The 16,737-nt window shown below is 72.0% G+C and carries 16 protein-coding genes; 6 read left to right on the top strand and 10 right to left on the bottom strand.

Annotated features, from left to right (window positions below):
• Positions 1-8: 8 nt before the first annotated feature.
• Positions 9-695 (bottom strand): CPBP family intramembrane glutamic endopeptidase, encoded by a 687-nt coding sequence (locus J2X46_RS11205; RefSeq protein WP_310250231.1) that lies wholly within the window; start codon positions 693-695, stop codon positions 9-11.
• Positions 696-719: 24 nt separating this feature from the next.
• Positions 720-1,286, bottom strand: a complete 567-nt coding sequence (locus J2X46_RS11200; RefSeq protein WP_310250229.1) for a TetR family transcriptional regulator — start codon at positions 1,284-1,286, stop codon at positions 720-722.
• An 86-nt stretch (positions 1,287-1,372) separates the two neighbouring features.
• Here J2X46_RS11200 and J2X46_RS11195 point away from each other — a divergent pair, with 86 nt between their 5' ends.
• The gene (locus J2X46_RS11195) at positions 1,373-2,266 is read left to right on the top strand and encodes an SDR family oxidoreductase (RefSeq protein ID WP_310250226.1); all 894 of its coding nucleotides are present in this window, start codon (positions 1,373-1,375) and stop codon (positions 2,264-2,266) included.
• A gap of 144 nt (positions 2,267-2,410) precedes the next feature.
• Here J2X46_RS11195 and J2X46_RS11190 read toward each other — a convergent pair whose 3' ends face one another.
• Complete coding sequence (locus tag J2X46_RS11190; RefSeq protein WP_310250223.1) at positions 2,411-3,886, bottom strand: DEAD/DEAH box helicase; 1,476 nt, start codon at positions 3,884-3,886, stop codon at positions 2,411-2,413.
• Positions 3,887-4,156: 270 nt separating this feature from the next.
• On the opposite strand from J2X46_RS11190, the gene J2X46_RS11185 reads away from it, so the two are divergent.
• Genes J2X46_RS11185 through J2X46_RS11175 form a run of 3 tightly spaced genes read left to right on the top strand, consistent with a single transcriptional unit; the run spans position 4,157 to position 6,069 of the window.
• Positions 4,157-4,858 (top strand): helix-turn-helix domain-containing protein, encoded by a 702-nt coding sequence (locus tag J2X46_RS11185; protein WP_310250220.1) that lies wholly within the window; start codon positions 4,157-4,159, stop codon positions 4,856-4,858.
• A 15-nt stretch (positions 4,859-4,873) separates the two neighbouring features.
• Positions 4,874-5,623 carry an aquaporin gene (locus tag J2X46_RS11180; RefSeq protein WP_310250720.1) on the top strand — a complete coding sequence of 250 codons (750 nt, stop codon included), beginning with the start codon at positions 4,874-4,876 and terminating at the stop codon, positions 5,621-5,623.
• The gene (locus J2X46_RS11175; RefSeq protein ID WP_310250217.1) at positions 5,620-6,069 is read left to right on the top strand and encodes a heat-shock protein HtpX; all 450 of its coding nucleotides are present in this window, start codon (positions 5,620-5,622) and stop codon (positions 6,067-6,069) included. Before J2X46_RS11180 ends, J2X46_RS11175 begins: the two co-directional genes overlap by 4 nt.
• 12 nt (positions 6,070-6,081) lie before the next feature.
• Here J2X46_RS11175 and J2X46_RS11170 read toward each other — a convergent pair whose 3' ends face one another.
• Positions 6,082-7,011: a GNAT family N-acetyltransferase gene (locus tag J2X46_RS11170; RefSeq protein ID WP_310250214.1), complete on the bottom strand. Its 930-nt coding sequence runs from the start codon at positions 7,009-7,011 to the stop codon at positions 6,082-6,084.
• A gap of 105 nt (positions 7,012-7,116) precedes the next feature.
• Here J2X46_RS11170 and J2X46_RS11165 point away from each other — a divergent pair, with 105 nt between their 5' ends.
• Both J2X46_RS11165 and J2X46_RS11160 read left to right on the top strand, forming a co-directional pair.
• Positions 7,117-8,565, top strand: a complete 1,449-nt coding sequence (locus J2X46_RS11165; RefSeq protein WP_310250211.1) for an FAD-dependent oxidoreductase — start codon at positions 7,117-7,119, stop codon at positions 8,563-8,565.
• Positions 8,562-9,806, top strand: a complete 1,245-nt coding sequence (locus J2X46_RS11160; protein ID WP_310250207.1) for an MFS transporter — start codon at positions 8,562-8,564, stop codon at positions 9,804-9,806. Before J2X46_RS11165 ends, J2X46_RS11160 begins: the two co-directional genes overlap by 4 nt.
• Positions 9,807-9,812: 6 nt before the next feature.
• On the opposite strand, the gene J2X46_RS11155 is transcribed toward J2X46_RS11160, so the two are convergent.
• From J2X46_RS11155 to J2X46_RS11130, 6 genes are all read right to left on the bottom strand, one after another.
• On the bottom strand, positions 9,813-10,847 hold the full coding sequence (locus J2X46_RS11155) for a LacI family DNA-binding transcriptional regulator (protein ID WP_310250205.1): 1,035 nt from the start codon (positions 10,845-10,847) through the stop codon (positions 9,813-9,815).
• A 10-nt stretch (positions 10,848-10,857) separates the two neighbouring features.
• Complete coding sequence (locus J2X46_RS11150) at positions 10,858-12,333, bottom strand: GH1 family beta-glucosidase (RefSeq protein WP_310250202.1); 1,476 nt, start codon at positions 12,331-12,333, stop codon at positions 10,858-10,860.
• Positions 12,330-13,148, bottom strand: a complete 819-nt coding sequence (locus J2X46_RS11145) for a carbohydrate ABC transporter permease (protein WP_310250199.1) — start codon at positions 13,146-13,148, stop codon at positions 12,330-12,332. Before J2X46_RS11145 ends, J2X46_RS11150 begins: the two co-directional genes overlap by 4 nt.
• Positions 13,145-14,149, bottom strand: coding sequence for a sugar ABC transporter permease (locus tag J2X46_RS11140; protein WP_310250196.1), 1,005 nt, complete (start codon positions 14,147-14,149; stop codon positions 13,145-13,147). Before J2X46_RS11140 ends, J2X46_RS11145 begins: the two co-directional genes overlap by 4 nt.
• Before the next feature lie 35 nt (positions 14,150-14,184).
• Positions 14,185-15,462 (bottom strand): extracellular solute-binding protein, encoded by a 1,278-nt coding sequence (locus tag J2X46_RS11135; RefSeq protein ID WP_310250193.1) that lies wholly within the window; start codon positions 15,460-15,462, stop codon positions 14,185-14,187.
• Between the two features lie 198 nt (positions 15,463-15,660).
• Positions 15,661-16,719 (bottom strand): LLM class flavin-dependent oxidoreductase, encoded by a 1,059-nt coding sequence (locus J2X46_RS11130; protein ID WP_310250189.1) that lies wholly within the window; start codon positions 16,717-16,719, stop codon positions 15,661-15,663.
• Positions 16,720-16,737: the final 18 nt, after the last annotated feature.

Genomic DNA, 16,737 nt, shown 5'->3' with positions numbered 1-16,737 from the left:
GGGTGACGCTAGAACAGCAGGGGTAGCAGGAAGAGCATCGAGAGCGACCACGTGATGTGGGTCAGGATCGGCGCCAGGATGCCGCCGCTGGCGCGCCGCTCGAGGCCGCAGACCGCGCCGAGCAGGACGGCCGCGAAGCCGAGCATCACGTTGCCGGTGGCCAGCGTGGCGACGACGTAGGCGATCGTCGTCCAGAGCACGGGGTGGCGCGGGATCGCGGCGTACATCGCACCCCGGAAGAAGAGCTCCTCGGCGATGCCGTTGAAGAAGGTGATGACGGCCAGCGCCGTCAGCGAGCCCTCGTCGGCGTACTCCAGCACGGAGGAGACGTACGACGCCAGCGGCTCGATCTCGCGCACCACGAGCGCGCCGAGCACGAACACCCCGACCATCAGCAGGCCGAGCAGGATCGGCGCGAGGATCGGGCGCACGAACACCTCCGTGCCTCCGGAGATCCGGCCGAGGTGCAGCCGGCCGGACAGGAAGGCGCCCGTCGCCCAGACGCCGGCCAGCACGACGGCCGCGACGTAGAAGAGGTCGCCGCCGGGCTCGAGCCGCAGCGACCAGCCGAGCACCCCTGCGCCGACGAGCACCACGACCGCGGCCACGACCTGGCGGCGGCGGAAGGCGGCGTCGGAGTCGCGCTGGTCGCGCGGGACGACGTCCCACAGCGATCGGCGGATCCAGGTGCGCATGGCACCCAGCCTAGGTAACGGCGCTCAGCCGAGGGCGAGCGCCCGGAGGTGGGCGAGGGTGTCCTCGACCAGCTCGGGGAAGGTGCGCGTCTCGGCCGTCACGATCCACTGCTGGAAGGCGACGTGGAAGACCGACAGCGTGGAGTCGGCGACGAGGCCGGCGCGCGGGTCGGGGATGCCGCGCTCGCGCAGTGCCGTGGTCAGCAGCCCGGAGAGGTGCGCCAGCTTGAGCAGCTCGCGCTCGCGGAGCCCGGCGTCGGTCGCGATGACCTCCTGGCGTGCCCGCGCCCATGCTCGTCGCTCCTCACCGAAGAAGCCGGACGCGCTGTGCAGCGCGGCCGCGCTGAGCTCGGTCGGTGTCGCGTCGTCGGGTGCGCCGCCGACGCCGTCGAGGAAGGCCTGCTCGAAGTGGTGCTGGCCGTCGAAGAGCACCTCGCGCTTGTCGGCGAAGTAGCGGTAGAAGGTGCGCTCGGTGACCTCGGCGCGCGCGGCGATCTGCGCCACCGTCGTCTCGTCGAAGCCGTGCTCGCCGAAGAGCTCGAGTGCGGTCGCCTGGAGCCGCTCCTTCGTCCCCGGTTCCCATCTGGCCATGCGTCGATCCTATGTGATGTCACGTCCTGTCATCACCGTGCTACCGTGATGTCACGGACTGACATCACATCTCAGGAGGCATCCCCATGAAGGTCTTCGTCACCGGAGCATCCGGCTGGATCGGGTCGGCCGTCGTGCCGGAGCTCCTCGCCGCCGGGCACCAGGTCACCGGCCTCGCGCGCTCGGACGCGTCCGCAGCCCGGCTCGAGGCGTCGGGCGTCGAGGTGCTGCGCGGCGACCTCGACACGCTCGAGGTGATCCGCGACGGCTCGCTCGCGGCCGACGCGGTCATCCACCTCGCCAACAAGCACGACTTCGCCAACCCGGCGGTCTCGAACGCCGCCGAGCGCGCGGCCGTCGACACCATCGGCAGCGCACTGCTGGGCACCGACAAGCCGTTCCTCTTCGCAGCAGGTACGGCGATCGCGCCGGGCACGGTCGTCACCGAGGAGACCGTCAACCCGGGCGTCGGGCCCGACGCACCGCGCGGTGGCTCCGAGGCGCTCGCGATGGACTACGCCGAGCGCGGCGTGCACGCCGTCTCGCTGCGGTTCGCCCCGACCGTGCACGGACAGGGCGACCACGGCTTCATCCGGATCATCGCCGACGCCTCCCGTCGCGCCGGCTTCGCGCCGTACGTCGCCGAGGGTGCCAACGCCTGGTCGGCCGTCGGCCGGGCGGACGCCGCCCGACTGGTGGCACGCGCCCTCGAGTCGGCCCCTGCCGGCACTGCAGTCCACGCCGTCGGCGAGGAGCGGGTCGCCACCCGCGACATCGCCGAAGCGGTCGCCGAGCGGCTCGGCATCGAGGCGCGCTCGGTCAGCGCGGAGGAGGCCGTCGAGGCCATCGGCGGCTTCATCGGGACGCTCTTCGGCTGGGACCTGCCCGCCTCGAACGCGATCACGCGGGCCCGCTACGACTGGGAACCCGCCGCCCCGACCCTGCTCGACGACATCCGCTCGGGGTTCTACACCGACTGATCACCGCACCGAGCGGTGAGTGAGACAGGTTCCGGACGTCCGAAACGTGTCCCACTCACCGCTCGACGACGGCGTACGACAGGGGCGGTGCGTGAGGCAGGTTCCGGGCATCGGAAAGGTGTCTCACGCACCGCTCGGGGACGGTCAGCGGCGGCCGGAGAAGCCGGCGGCGCTGTGGCCGCCGCCCTGGCCACCGCCGCTGCGGCGACGGCGCTGACCGCCGCCGCCCTGCGAGGCCTGGCCACCCTGGCCGCCCTGGGCGCGACCCTTCGACGAGGCCTGGCCGGAGCGCTGGCCCTGGCCGGAGCCGCCCTGGCGACGACCGCCGCCCTGGCCGGAGGACTGGGCGCCGCCACCGTTGCCGCGACGACGCGACCGGTTGCGACCACCGCCGCCGGCGCGCGAGCCCTGGGCCCCGGCGCCGGTGGGGGTCTCGACGACGAGGCCGCCGGGGACGAGCGACCGCTCGCCCGGGGCGAGCTGCACGAGGACCGGGTGGTCGGGGCCGTTGACCTTGGTGGTGACCGGCTTGATGCCGGCCTGGCGGGTCAGGTCGCGGACGTCCTTGACCTGCTCGTCTGTCATCAGCGTGATGACGGTGCCCTCGTTGCCGGCGCGGGCCGTACGACCCGAGCGGTGCAGGTACGCCTTGTGCTCGACCGGCGGGTCGGCGTGCACGACGAGCGACACGTCGTCGACGTGGATGCCGCGCGCGGCGATGTCGGTCGCGACCAGCGTGGTGGCCGTGCCGGAGTGGAAGGCCTCCATGTTGCGGGTGCGGGCGTTCTGCGACAGGTTGCCGTGCAGCTCGACGCTCGGCACGCCGGACTTGTTGAGCTGGCGGGCCAGCGCCTTGGCGCCGTACTTGGTGCGGGTGAAGACGACAGTGCGACCGGGGGCGCTGGTCAGGTCGACCAGCACGGGCACGCGCTGCTCGCGCGAGAGGTGCAGCACGTGGTGGTGCATCGTCGCGACGGGCGACTGCGCGGAGTCGGCCTGGTGGGTGACCGGGTTGGTGAGGAACCGCTTCACCAGGACGTCGATCGCCTTGTCGAGCGTGGCCGAGAACAGCAGGCGCTGGCCCGACTGCGGCGTCTTGTCCATGATGCGGCGGACGCCGGGCAGGAAGCCGAGGTCGGCCATGTGGTCGGCCTCGTCGAGCACGGTGATCTCGACGGCGGAGAGGTCGGCGTAGCCCTGGCCCATGAGGTCCTCGAGGCGGCCGGGGCAGGCGATGACGATGTCGACGCCCTTCTTCAGCGCGGTCACCTGCGGGTTCTGGCCGACGCCGCCGAAGATCGTGCGGGTGGTGAGGCCGGTGGCCTTGGCGAGCGGGGCGAGCGAGGCCTCGATCTGGCCGACGAGCTCGCGCGTGGGCGCGAGGATCAGGGCGCGCGGCTTGCGCGGCATCGCGGGCAGCTTGCTCGCGTCGAGCCGGGCGACCAGCGGGAGCAGGAAGCCGTACGTCTTGCCCGAGCCGGTGCGACCGCGGCCCAGGACGTCACGACCGGCGAGGCTGTCGGGCAGCGTCGCGGCCTGGATGGGAGTAGGAGTGGTGATGCCCTGCTGCTCCAGGATCTGGACGAGCGAGGACGGGACGCCGAGGTCGGCGAAGGTCATGTGAGTTGCTTTCGGTTGGCGTCTCGCCACCGTGAGCCGCAGGTCGGAACCGCGGCGTACGTGCCTCAGAAGTGAGGGAGGGTCCCCATCGGGGAGCCTGCGCCCGGGGCAAGACCGGCCGGGCGACTGTGGGCACAACGCTAGTGGGACGGGTGGTGTTCCCGTGAATCCGGACGACTGTGAGCCTGCCCTCAGGAGTCGCCACGTCTTGCGATCACCGACGTCAGTCAGTCATGATTGAGTCAATCATCACTGACCGATCGGACACCCGTGGACTTCGCCGAACGTGTTGCGGCCCTCTCGGCCCTCGCCGACCCCGCGCGCCTTCGCATCGTCGACGTGCTCGACGCCGGCGACGCGTCGCCCGGCGAGCTGCGCACGCACCTCGACCTCCCGTCCAACCTGGTCGCCCACCACCTGAAGGTGCTGGAGGAGGCAGGGGTCGTGTCCCGCCATCGATCGCACGCGGACCGGCGCCGCACCTACCTCCGCCTGCACCGCGAGCGCCTCGCCGGCCTGCTGCCGAGCGTCGCGCTGCACGTGCGACCCGTCGCGCGGGTGGTGTTCGTGTGCACCGCCAACTCGGCGCGGTCTCAGCTCGCGGCCGCGGCGTGGCGTCAGGCCAGCCCCATCCCGGTCACCTCGGGCGGCACCCACCCCAGCAGCAGGATCGCGCCGGGGGCGGCGGCCGCGGCCCGCCGGCACCACCTGTCCCTGGTCCAGCAGCGACCCCAGCCGCTGGCAGGTCTGCTGCGGGACGGCGACTACGTCGTCACCGTGTGCGACGCCGCGCACGAGGAGCTCGGACCGGCCGCGATGGCCGCACGGGAACAGGTCGACCTGGCAGGGGTCACCCACTGGTCGGTGCCCGACCCGGTCGCCGCCGGATCCCGTGCCGCCTTCGACGCGGCGTACGCCGAGGTGGCCGAGCGCGTCGCCGACCTCTCCCCCCGACTCGTCGCCGCAACCTAGGAATCCACCATCGTGATGACAGCACCCCTGCACCGACGGCTCGTCGCCGAGCTCCTCGGCACCGCACTCCTCGTCGCGGTCGTCGTCGGCTCCGGCATCGCCGCCCAGCAGCTCTCCCCCGACGACGTGGGGCTCCAGCTGCTGGAGAACTCGACCGCCACCGTGCTCGGCCTGACCGTCCTCATCCTGCTGTTCGGGCCGGTCTCCGGTGCCCACTTCAACCCCGTCGTGTCCGCGGCCGACTGGCTGCTCGGCCGTCGGTCGGGCACGGGCCTCTCCGGACCCGAGGTCGGTGCGTACGCCGTCGCCCAGACCGCCGGTGCCGTCCTCGGCGCGGCGCTGGCCAACGTCATGTTCGCCGTCGACCTCACCGCGCTCTCGACCAAGGAGCGCACCGGGTCACACCTGCTCGTCGCCGAGGTGGTCGCGACCGCCGGCCTGGTCGCTCTCGTCTTCGCCCTGGCCCGCACCGGTCGGGGCGCCCTGTCGGCGCCGGCGGTCGGCGCCTACATCGGCGCGGCCTACTGGTTCACCGCCTCGACGTCGTTCGCCAACCCGGCCGTCACCGTGGGCCGGATGTTCTCCGACACGTTCGCCGGCATCGACCCGGCGTCGGTGCCCGGCTTCGTGGGCGCGCAGGTCGTCGGCGGGCTCGTCGGCCTCGGCCTGGTCCGCTACCTGTTCCCCGACGTTGCCGCCGCTGCCGACGACGTCATCGTCCCCCACCCCACCGACACCTCGTCCGACACCAGGAGCCCCCGATGACCACCGCACCCGCCACGACCGAGGTCCCCCAGGTCGTCTTCGCCTGCATCCGCAACGGGGGCCGCTCGGTCATCTCACGGGTCCTGGCCGAGCACTACGCCGGCGGCCGCGTCGTCGCGCTGTCGGCGGGCACCCAGCCCGGTGAGCACATCCACCCCGAGGTCGCCGTCGCCCTCGAGAATCTCGGTCTCGACACCTCGGCGGAGACGCCGACGAAGCTGACCCGCGAGACCATCGCAGCCTCCACCATGGCGATCACCCTCGGCTGTGGCGAGGAGTGCCCGTACGTGCCCGGCGTGAAGTACGTCGACTGGCCTGTCGCCGACCCGGGCGGCCAGGACGAGGAGACGGTGCGCGGCATCATCGCCGACATCGACGGCCGCGTGCGCACGCTGCTGGTCGAGCTGGTGCCCGACCTCGAGCTGCCGCCCTCCGTGCTCGCCTGAGCAGGCAGGCCGTCAGTCGGCCCGGCGCCTCTCGAGCAGCACGGTGTCGCGCCACACGCCGTCGAGCCGGGCGATCCGGGAACGCACCGCGAGGGTGGCGTACCCGGCAGAGTGGTGCAGCGCGATGGAGGCGCGGTTCTCGGGGAACACCGAGGTCTGCAGCGTCCAGAGCCCGCCGGCGTCGGCCTCGTTGACCTGGCGCCACACCAGGGCCTTGCCCACGCCGCGGCCTCGCGCGGCCTCGGTGACGTAGACCGACGACTCGCCCACTCCGGCGTAGCACTCGCGCGCCGACACCGGCGAGATGGCTGTCCACCCGACCACCTGGGTCGACCCGTCGACCTCGGCCTCCGCGACCCAGCGATGCTCGGGCAGCCACTTGGTGGCCAGTGACGCGAGGTCGGGGACCTCGGTCTCGAAGGTGGCGTTGCGGGTCGCGATGCCCTCGGCGTAGATGTCGCGCACGATCGGCAGGTCCGCGTCGGTCATCGCGCGGGTCGTGACGTCGGGGGGCAGGTCCTCAGGGCAGCACGGTCGGGCAGCGAGGGTGCCCATGACCACGTCGGCCGCATGCGGCAGGCCGGTGCAGCAGGCCGGGTTGACCGAGACGTGCTTGCTGGTGCCCACGCGGTCGACCGAGACGAAGCCGACCTCGGCGAGCTTCTGGACGTGGTGGGTCACGGTCGGCTGGCCGATGCCGAGCTCGACCGCGAGGTCACCGATGCGGATGTGGCCGGCCGGCGCGGTCGACACGGCGTGCAGGAGCCGGACCCGGGTGGGGTCCGACAGCGTGGCGAACCAGCCGGCGAACGTCTCGGCCTCGGCGCGGTCGAGCACCATCGGTGCGTCGGTGGCGGCGGGCCCGCACGCGGCGTCGCACCCGGGTGCGTCGCCGGTCCCGGAGGGGTCCTCGGCCAGCAGGGTCTGCGTCGTCGTGGTCACGAAGACACCTTACATCGAAGTTCGTCAATGAAACCTCTTGCCTCCATCGATCCAGGTCGATACTGTCTCCTACATCGATAACCGTCAATGCTTCAGGAGTACGCCGTGACCAGCCCAGCCGCCACCCTCACCTCCTTCCCGCTCGTCGTCATCGGCGCTGGTCCCGTCGGCCTGGCCGCCGCGGCCCACGCAGCCGAGCGCGGCATGGACTTCGTCGTCCTCGAGGCCGGACCCGACGCCGGCGCCGCCGTCGGCGAGTGGTCGCACGTGCGGCTGTTCTCCTCGTGGTCCGAGCTCGTCGACCCGGCGGCCCGCCGCCTGCTCGAGGCCGCCGGCACGTGGACGGCACCGGACGACAGCGCCTACCCGACCGGCGGCGAGTGGCGTACGGCGTACCTCCAGCCGCTCGCCGAGGTGCTGGACGGCGTGGCCGGCAGCGCGGTGCGGTTCGGCACCCGGGTGGTGGGCGTGGGCCGTGCCGGTCGCGACCTGATGGTCGACTCCGGCCGTGAGAGCGACCCGTTCGCGGTCCACGTCGAGGGACCGGGCGGCCGGGAGCGCCTCCTCGCGGGCGCCGTCGTGGACGCCTCAGGCACGTGGACGAGTCCCAACCCCCTCGGCGCCGACGGCTACCCGGCGCTCGGCGAGACCGAGAACGCCGCCCGCATCACCTACGGCATCCCCGACTTCCGCGACCCTGACGTCGCAGCCCGCTACGTCGGCAGGCACGTCGCCGTGGCAGGCAAGGGCGCCTCGGCCCAGGGTGTCCTCGTCGGCCTCGGGCGGCTGGCCCGCACCGACGAGACGACCCGGGTGTCGTGGCTGCTGCGCCGACCGTCGGTGGGCGACGCCTTCGGCGGTGGTGACAACGACCAGCTCGAGCAGCGCGGCAAGCTCGGGCAGGACGCGAAGGCCGCCGCCGCCAGCGGGTTCGTCACGACCGTCGCGCAGTTCCGGACCGGGTCCGTCACCGCCCAGGCCGACGGGCGGCTGACGATCTCCTCCGTCGACGGCCAGCAGGTCACCGACGTCGACGAGGTCATCGTCGTCACCGGCTTCCGTCCCGACCACTCCTTCCTGTCCGAGGTCCGCCTCGACCTCGACCCCGCCCTCGGGTCCGCGCGAGTCCTCGCCGACCAGATCCACCCCGACCACCACAGCTGCGGCGACGTCGCGCCGCACGGCCACCGCGAGCTCACCCAGCCCGAGGCGGGACTGTTCCTGGTCGGCATGAAGTCCTACGGCCGCGCGCCGTCGTTCCTCGCGATGACCGGCTTCGAGCAGGTGCGCTCCGTGGTGGCCGCGCTCGACGGCGACCTCGAGGCGGCCGACCGGGTCGACCTCGTGCTGCCGGAGACGGGCGTGTGCAACGGAGCCGGGGCGTTCGACGACCCGGACGCCGTGGCGCTGTCTGGAGCCGGTGGCGGATGTTGCGGCCCCGCTCCGGCTGCCGCGGCACCCCGGCTCGAGCCGCAGCTCGTCACGATCGGCGCACCGTCCGGCTCGACCCTTCCCCTGGCGCAGGAGGAGAGCAGCTCGGGCTGCTGCGGATGACGGCGGCCCGCCCGACCAGCACCAGGTCCGGGGCCGACGACACGCGGGCGCCGGCCCCGGGCCTGGGTCGTGTCGTCGCGGTGCTGTGCCTCACCGAGATCGTGTCCTGGGGCGTGCTCTTCTACGCGTTCCCGGTGCTCGCCAGCAGCATCAGCGCCCACGAGGCGTGGCCGATGGTGTGGCTCGTCGCGGCCTTCACCCTCGCGCTCGTGACGTCGGGAGTCACCGGCGTCTGGGTCGGCCGTCGCATCGACCACGTCGGCCCCCGGACGGTGATGACAGCGGGCTCGGCGCTGGCAGTCGCAGCGGTGGTGGCCCTCGCCTTCGCCCCCTCGCTGCCGTGGTTCTTCGTCGCCTGGCTGCTCGCGGGAGTCGCGATGTCGGCGACGCTCTACGCACCGGCGTTCGCGGCTGTGACGGGCTGGAGCGGCGACGACGCCGTCCGTCGGGTGCGGTCGCTGACCGCGATCACCCTGGTCGCCGGGCTCGCGTCGACCGTGTTCGCACCGCTGACGGCGTACCTGCTCGCGGGCCTGGGGTGGCGCGGCACCTACCTCGCGCTGTCGGCCGTGCTGCTGGTGACCGTGCCGCTCCACGCGGTCGCCCTCCGCCTGCCGTGGACGTCGACGCGCAGGCCGCCGGCCCCGCCACCCGCGAGCGAGCCGCCGCAGCTGGCTGCCGACTTCGACGCTCGCGCCTTCGCGCTCCTGGTCGTCGCGATGGCGCTGGCCGGGTTCGCCGTCTACGCCGTCGTCATCAACCTGGTCCCGTTGCTGACCGGGCATGGCCTGACGACCGGGCAGGCGGCGACGGCGCTCGGCGTCGGCGGGGTCGGGCAGGTCGTCGGCCGGCTGTTCTACGGCCCCGTGCTCAGTCGGCTGGACCCCACGGCCCGCGCGACGGCGACGGTCGTCGGGGTCGTGGCGACCACCGGCGCACTCGCCGCCTGGCAGACCCCGCTCGCGCTCGTGTGCGTGCTGTCGTTCCTGTCGGGCACGGTCCGCGGCACCTTCACCCTCGTCCAGGCCACCGCGGTCGTCGACCGCTGGGGCATCGGCGACATCGGGCACCGCAACGGCATCCTGACCGGCGCGATCACCGTGGTCTCGGCGTTCGCCCCGTGGGTGGGGGCGCTGCTGGCAGCGCTCCTCGGGTCGTACGACGCCACGTTCGCCCTGCTCGCCGGCCTCGCGGCGGTGTCCGTGCTCGTCCTGACCGTCGCCGAACGGTCCCGGTCGTGACCGTCCTCAGGCGCTCGCGCGACGCACGATCGTCGGCGGGATGATCAGCCGCACGGGGTGGCTGCCGTCGACGCCGTCGACCCGCTCGAGGAGCAGGCGGGTGGCGCGCTCGGCCATCTCGTCGACCGGCTGGCGGACCGTGGTGAGCGGCGGGGTGGTGCGCTCGGCGACGCCGAGGTCGTCGTAGCCCACGACCGCGATGTCGTCGGGGATCCGCCGGCCCATCTCGGCCAGCACCCGCAGCGCGCCGAGCGCCATCAGGTCGGAGGCGACGACCAGTCCGTCGAGGTCGGGGTGGCGCTCCATCAGCGCGCGGGCCGCAACCTCGCCGCTCAGCTCGGTGAAGTCGCCGTGCTCGACCGCGTCGGCAGGCAGCCCGGCGGCCGCCATCGCCTGGCGCCACCCGGCGAGTCGGTCCTCGGCGGCGGTCATGTCGGCAGGACCGGCGATGGTGCCGATGCGTGCACAACCGCGGGCGATCAGCAGCTCGGTGGCCTCGCGCTCGCCCGCGGTGTTGTCGACGTCGACGTAGGCGACCCGGTCGCCGCCGGTCCACGGCCGGCCACCGAAGACACAGGGCAGCCCGAGGTCGGCGATGTGCTCGGCGAGCCGGTCGTCACGGTGGTGGGAGACGACGTAGGCCCCGTCGACGTGGCGGTTGGTGAGGTAGCGCAGCGTGCGCGCGGTCGACGCGCCCGGCCGCGCCAGCAGCAGCACGAGCTGGATGTCGCGCTCCCCCAGCACCCGCGTCACGCCGCGCAGGGTGCCGGCGAAGAACGGGTCGGAGAAGACCCGGTCGTCGGGCTCGGGCACGACCACGGCGATCGAGTCCGTACGACGAGTGACCAGGCTGCGGGCCGCCGGGTTGGGCACGTAGCCGAGCTGGGCGACCGCGAGGTCGACCGCGGACTGCGCGCGGGCGCTGACCCGCTGGCCGCCGTTGATCGCACGTGATGCCGTGGCGCGCGAGACCCCCGCGACGCGGGCCACCTCGTCCAGGGTGGGGGACCCGGAGCTCAGGGGGGACCGCGGGGAGTTCACGCGCGCCACGCTAGTCGCCCGTGGGGTCGGGCGACGGCAACTGACCAGTGCGGGACACCGCGGCGTACCACCGCGCGCTGGACTTGGGGATGCGCTGCTGCGTCTCGTAGTCGACGTAGACGAGGCCGAAGCGCTTGGCGTAGCCGAAGGCCCACTCGAAGTTGTCGCAGAACGACCACTGGAAGAAGCCGCGCACGTCGACGCCCTGCTCGACCGCGCGGTGCACCGCGCGGAGGTAGGAGTCGAGGAACTCGATGCGGTCGGGGTCGTGCACCTCGCCGTCGGCGTCGGGGCTGTCGGCGAAGGCCCCACCGGTCTCGGTGAGGTAGATCGGCAGGTGCGGGTAGTCGTCGTGGAGGCGCACCAACAACCGGCGCAGGCCGTCGGGCTGGATCTCCCAGCCCATGTCGGTGACCGGCAGCCCGCGGCTCGGGAAGGTGACGTGCTCGGAGCCGACGAACGGCGACAACGCGACCCGGTCGGGGTGGTCGGCACCGATGCCGACGACGTCGGTGCGCGGGTGACCCGAGACCTCGTTGCCGTGGTAGTAGTTCACGCCCAGCACGTCGATCGGCGTGGAGGTCGTGGCCAGGTCGCCGTCGCGGACGACGTCGTACCAGGGGCGGCCCTGCCACTCCAGGTGCGCCGTGTCCTCGAGCAGGTCGGCGGGGTAGGAGCCCCGGAAGACCGGGTCGAGGAAGAGCCGGTTGTGCAGGGCGTCGATGCGCCGTGCGGCGTCGACGTCGACCGGGTCGGACGGGTCGCTCGGGTCGGGCACGGTGAGGTTGAGGCTCAGCCCGAAACGTACGTCGTCGCCGCGGCTGCGCAGCGCCTCGACCGCCATGCCGTGGGCGAGCAGCAGGTGGTGCGCGGCGACCAGGCCGGCCGCCCCCTCCCGGCGCCCCGGCGCGTGGTGGCCGGCTGCGTAGCCCAGCAGCGACGAGCAGAACGGCTCGTTGAGCGTCGTCCACGTGGGCACCCGGTCGCCGAGGACGTCGTACACCGAGGAGGCGTAGTCGACGAAGCGGTGGGCGGTGTCGCGGTTGGTCCAGCCCCCGGCGTCCTCGAGCACCTGGGGGAGGTCCCAGTGGTAGAGCGTCAGCCACGGGGCGATGCCGCGCTCGAGCAGCTTGTCGACGAGGCGGTCGTAGAACGCGAGGCCGGCCGGGTTGACCGGCCCCGCGTCGGGCCGCACCCGCGGCCACGCCACCGAGAAGCGGTAGGACGTGGCGCCGAGGTCGGCGAGGAGGTCCACGTCTGCCGGCATCCGGTGGTAGTGGTCGCAGGCGACCTCGCCGGTGTCCCCGCCCAGGATCGCTCCGGGGACCCGGGAGAAGGTGTCCCAGATCGAGTCGGTGCGTCCGTCCTCGGCGACGGCACCCTCGATCTGGTACGACGCGGTGGCCATGCCCCACACGAAGTCGCGGGGGAACCGCACCTCGCCGTCGGTGGCGACAGCCGTCACCGTCCTGCTCTGCACGCTCATCCCTTGACTGCTCCTTGCATGATGCCGGACACGAGCTGGCGTCCGGCGACGACGAACAAGACGAGGAGCGGGATGGTCGCCAGGATCGTCCCGGCGAGGACCATGCTGAAGTCCTTGAAGTACCCGCTCTGGAGTTGGTTCAGTGCCACCTGGATGGTGGGGTTGTCGGGCGGCAGCGCGATGAGCGGCCAGAAGAAGTCGGTCCACACCTGCATGAAGGTGAAGAGCCACAGGATCGCCGCGGCCGGTCGTGCCGCCGGCACCGCGACCGTCCAGAAGGTCCGGATCTGCGAGCACCCGTCGACGCGGGCCGCCTCGATCAGCTCGTCGGGGACGGCGTCCACGAGGTACTGCCGCATGAAGAACACCCCGAACGCGGTGACCAGCCACGGCAGGATGACCGAGAAGGTGCTGCCTGCCCATCCGAGCTTGGCCATCAGGATGAAGAGCGGGACGACCCCGAGCTGGGTCGGCACCGCCATCGTCGCGATGACGAACACCAGGAGCGGTCCGTTGCCGCGGAAGCGGAGCTTCGCGAAGGCATAGCCGGCGAGGGTGCAGAAGAAGACGACCGAGCACGCCGCCACCGACGAGACCAGGAGGCTGTTGCCCAGCGCCTTCCAGAACGGGATGGAGTCCATGGCGCGCTGCGCGTTGGCGAGGAAGTGCCCGCCCGGCAGCAGTGGCGGGACGCCCTGCGCCGCGACCTCCTTGGTCTGCGAGCCGAGGAGGAACGACCAGTACAGAGGCGCGGCCGAGCCGAGGGCGAAGGCGATCAGCAGCCCGTAGACGAGGAAGCCGGGCCGGCGGGTCATCGCCCACCTCCCAGCGCGCCGAGGCGGCGGATGAGGAGCAGGTTGACGACCGCGAACAGGCCGATCACCACGAAGAGCAACCACGCCGTCGCCGACGCGCGCCCGAGGTCACGCAGCTGCCACCCGAAGTCGTAGATCAGCATGGTGATCGTGCCGAACTGGCGGTCACTGCCGCCGTTGCGTGCGTTGGTCTCGTCGAAGAGGCGGGGCTCCGCGAAGATCTGGAGGCCGCCGATGGTCGAGGTGATGATGATGAAGATCATCGTCGGGCGGATCATCGGGACGGTGATCGAGAGGAACTGGCGGACCCGGCCGGCTCCGTCGAGCTCCGCCGACTCGTAGACGTCGCGGGGCACCGCCTGCATCGCGGCGAGGAAGATCAGGGCGTTGTAGCCGGTCCAGCGCCAGTTGACCATCGTGGCGATCGCGACGTGGCTCGCCAGCCGGTTGGTGTGCCACCCGATGGGGTCGATGCCCACCAGGTCGAGGACGTGGTTGATCAGGCCGTAGCGGTCGCCGTACAGGCTGCCGAAGATGATGGCCACCGCGACCGGGGACACCACGAACGGCAGCAGGACGCTCATCCGCCAGACGGTGCGGCCCCGCAGCTGGTTGTCGAGCAGCGCGGCGACCACCAGGGCGATCAGGACCTGCGGCACCGAGGAGATCAGGAAGATGCTGATCGTGTTGACCAGCTGCTTGGCGAAGTAGGGGTTGTCGAGCACCTCGCGGTAGTTGCCGAGGCCGACGTAGTCACCCTTGCCCCCCAGCAGGCTCCAGTCGTGGACCGAGACCCACGCCGTGTAGCCCAGGGGGAACATCCCGATGACGAGGAAGAGCACGAAGAACGGCGCGATGTAGAGGTAGGGCGAGAACCGGTAGTCGATCCAGTGCAGCCTCTGCCGCCACAGCGGGGTGGTCGGTCCGCCGGATCGGCGGTCCGGCCGGGGTGGCGACACCTCGTCGGTGTCGCCACCCCTGAGTGGGAGTTGGGTGCTCACGTCGCGCCGTTCGCTCGTGGAGTGGACAGAACCGGTCAGCCGAGCGCCTCGACGTCAGACAGGAACTGGTCCCACGACTTGTCAGGGTCCTGGGATCCGTCGTCGACCCGCAGGATCGCGGCCTGGAACGCCGACAGGATGTCGGAGTACTTCGGACCCTTGTAGGGCTGGACCGTGACTGCCTGGGCGCGCTCGGCGAGGATCTCACCGGTCGGCGCGTCGTTGAAGAACTCGTTGGTGGCCCCGGTGATCTCGGGGGACTCCAGCGCGTCCACCTGGCTGGGGAAGGTGCCCTTGGCGGTGAAGGCCTTGACCTGCTGCTCCGGCGCGGTGAGCCACGCGGCGACCTCCTGGGCCTCCTCGGTGTGCTTGCCCTGCGCAGGAACGGTCAGGAAGGAGCCGCCCCAGTTGCCGCCGCCGCCGGGGAAGACGTTGGCGAAGTCCCAGCCCTTGACGCCCTCGGCGTTGCCCGCGACCACGCCGAGCATCCAGCCCGGGCAGGCCATCGTGGCGAAGCCGTCGTTCTGGAAGGACGCGGTCCAGTCGTCGCCCCACTGGGGGAGCTTGGTGGAGAGGCCCTTGGCGATGTTGCCGGTGACGGTGCCGTAGACGGCCTCGAGCTCGGGGTTCTCCACGTCGACGGTGTCGTCGTCGGTCTCGAACGGGTTCGCGACCTGGTTGAGCATCGCCTGGGCGAGGCCGCCCGAGGAGTCGTACCACGCGGTGTCGGGCACCTTCTTGATGAAGTCCTCGCCGGTGGCGAAGTAGTCGTCCCAGGTGCCCATCAGCCCGGCGACCTCCTCGCGGTCGGTCGGCAGGCCCGCCTTCTTGAACAGGTCGGCGCGGTAGCAGATGCCCTCGGGCCCGATGTCCGTGGCGTAGCCGATCATCTGGTCGTCGGAGTTGGTGGCCTTCGCGGCGACCCAGTCCAACCACCGGCCCTCGAGCTCGGAGTCGCTGAGGTCGACGAAGGCGTCGCTCTCGGCGAGGATCGCCGGCATCGCGTCACCCTCGATGGCCTCGATGTCGGACAGGCCGGAGCCCGCCGCCAGCTTGGTGAAGAGGTTGGCCTTGGCGTCGTCCCAGGTGCCGACCTTCACCTGCTTGATCTTGATGTCGTCGTGCGAGCTGTTCCACTCGTCGATGAGTCCTTCGTAGCCGAACTCGTTGAAGGTGGCCACGCTGATGGTGGTCGTGCCGTCCGAGCTGGCGTCGTCGTCGCTGCCGCCGCACGCGGCCGCCGTCGAGGCGAGGGTGAGCGCCACGATCGCGCTCGTGGCGAGTCGTACCCGCCGGGTCTTCCGTGTCTGCACCACTGCACTCCTGCCGTCCTGGAGCGCCGGACGGGGTGTCCGGCCTGGGGAGGTGGACGGGTGACGTGGTGTGAGAGCGCTTCCACTTCCGTCCGCCGCCAACTATGACTGGCGTCACACAGAGTGTCAATGGTGCGCTCAATTTGCACGTTCAAGTGCTTGAAAGCGCTTCCACCGCGCCTTCCATTCCGGGCGATCTCAGTCCTCCGCGAGCAGCGCGCGGACGCGCGGGACGACTTCCTCGCCGTAGAGCCGGATCGACTCCATCCGCTGCCCGTGCGGGAGCTCGCCGACGGAGTACTTCAGCTGGAAGCGCGAGAGCCCGAGCGTACGCACCGCCCAGGCGATCTTGGTGGCGACGGTGTCCGGCGAGCCGACGAACAGCGCGCCCTTGGGCGAGGCGCCCTGCTCGAACGCAGTGCGGGAGTACGGCCCCCAACCGCGCTCGCGACCGATCCGGGTGACGAGCTCGGCCTGGTGCGGGTAGAGCTGCTCCTTGGCCTCGGCGTCGGTGGCCGCGACGTGGCCGGGCGAGTGCATGCCGATCGGCAACTCGGGGTGGCCGTACTCGATGAGCGCGCGGCGGTAGAGGTCGGCGAACTGGACGAACGCCTCGGGCGAGCCGCCGATCACCGCGAGCACCAGCGGCAGGGCGTACCTCGCGGCGCGCACGACCGACTCGGGCGTGCCGCCGACGGCGATCCAGGCCGGCAGGCGCCCGGCGGCGGTCGTCGGGTAGACCTGCTTGCCTTCCAGCGGCGGGCGGATCGAGCCCTCCCACCTCACCGGCTGCTCGGACTGCAGCGCGGCGAAGAGGTCGAGCTTCTCGGCGAAGAGCCGGTCGTAGTCCTGCAGGTCCAGCCCGAACAGGGAGAACGACTCGATGAAGGAGCCGCGGCCGAGCTGCACCTCGGCACGACCGCTGGAGACGGCGTCGAGGGTGGCGAAGCGCTCGTAGACCCGGATCGGGTCGTCGCTCGACAGCACGGTCACGCCGGTGCCGAGCCGGATCCGCTCGGTCTGCCCGGCGATCGCGGCCAGCACCACGTCGGGAGCCGAGATGGCGTAGTCGGGACGGTGGTGCTCGCCCAGGCCGATGTAGTCGACACCGACCCGGTCGGCCAGCGCCGCCTCGGCGACGACCTCGCGGATCGTCTCCGCGTGGTTGGCCGGAGCCGCGCGGAGGGGCGCGTCACCGAAGGTGTCGAGGCCGAGCGAGGGGTGCTCGCGGGTGCCGAGGACGTCGTGGTCGGACATGTCGCGATCCTCTCCCGA

The organism is Nocardioides sp. BE266 (assembly GCF_031457855.1).
Lineage (GTDB): Bacteria > Actinomycetota > Actinomycetes > Propionibacteriales > Nocardioidaceae > Nocardioides.
Note: the sequence above shows the minus strand (reverse complement) of the source record. Positions and strands in the feature narration are given on the sequence as shown.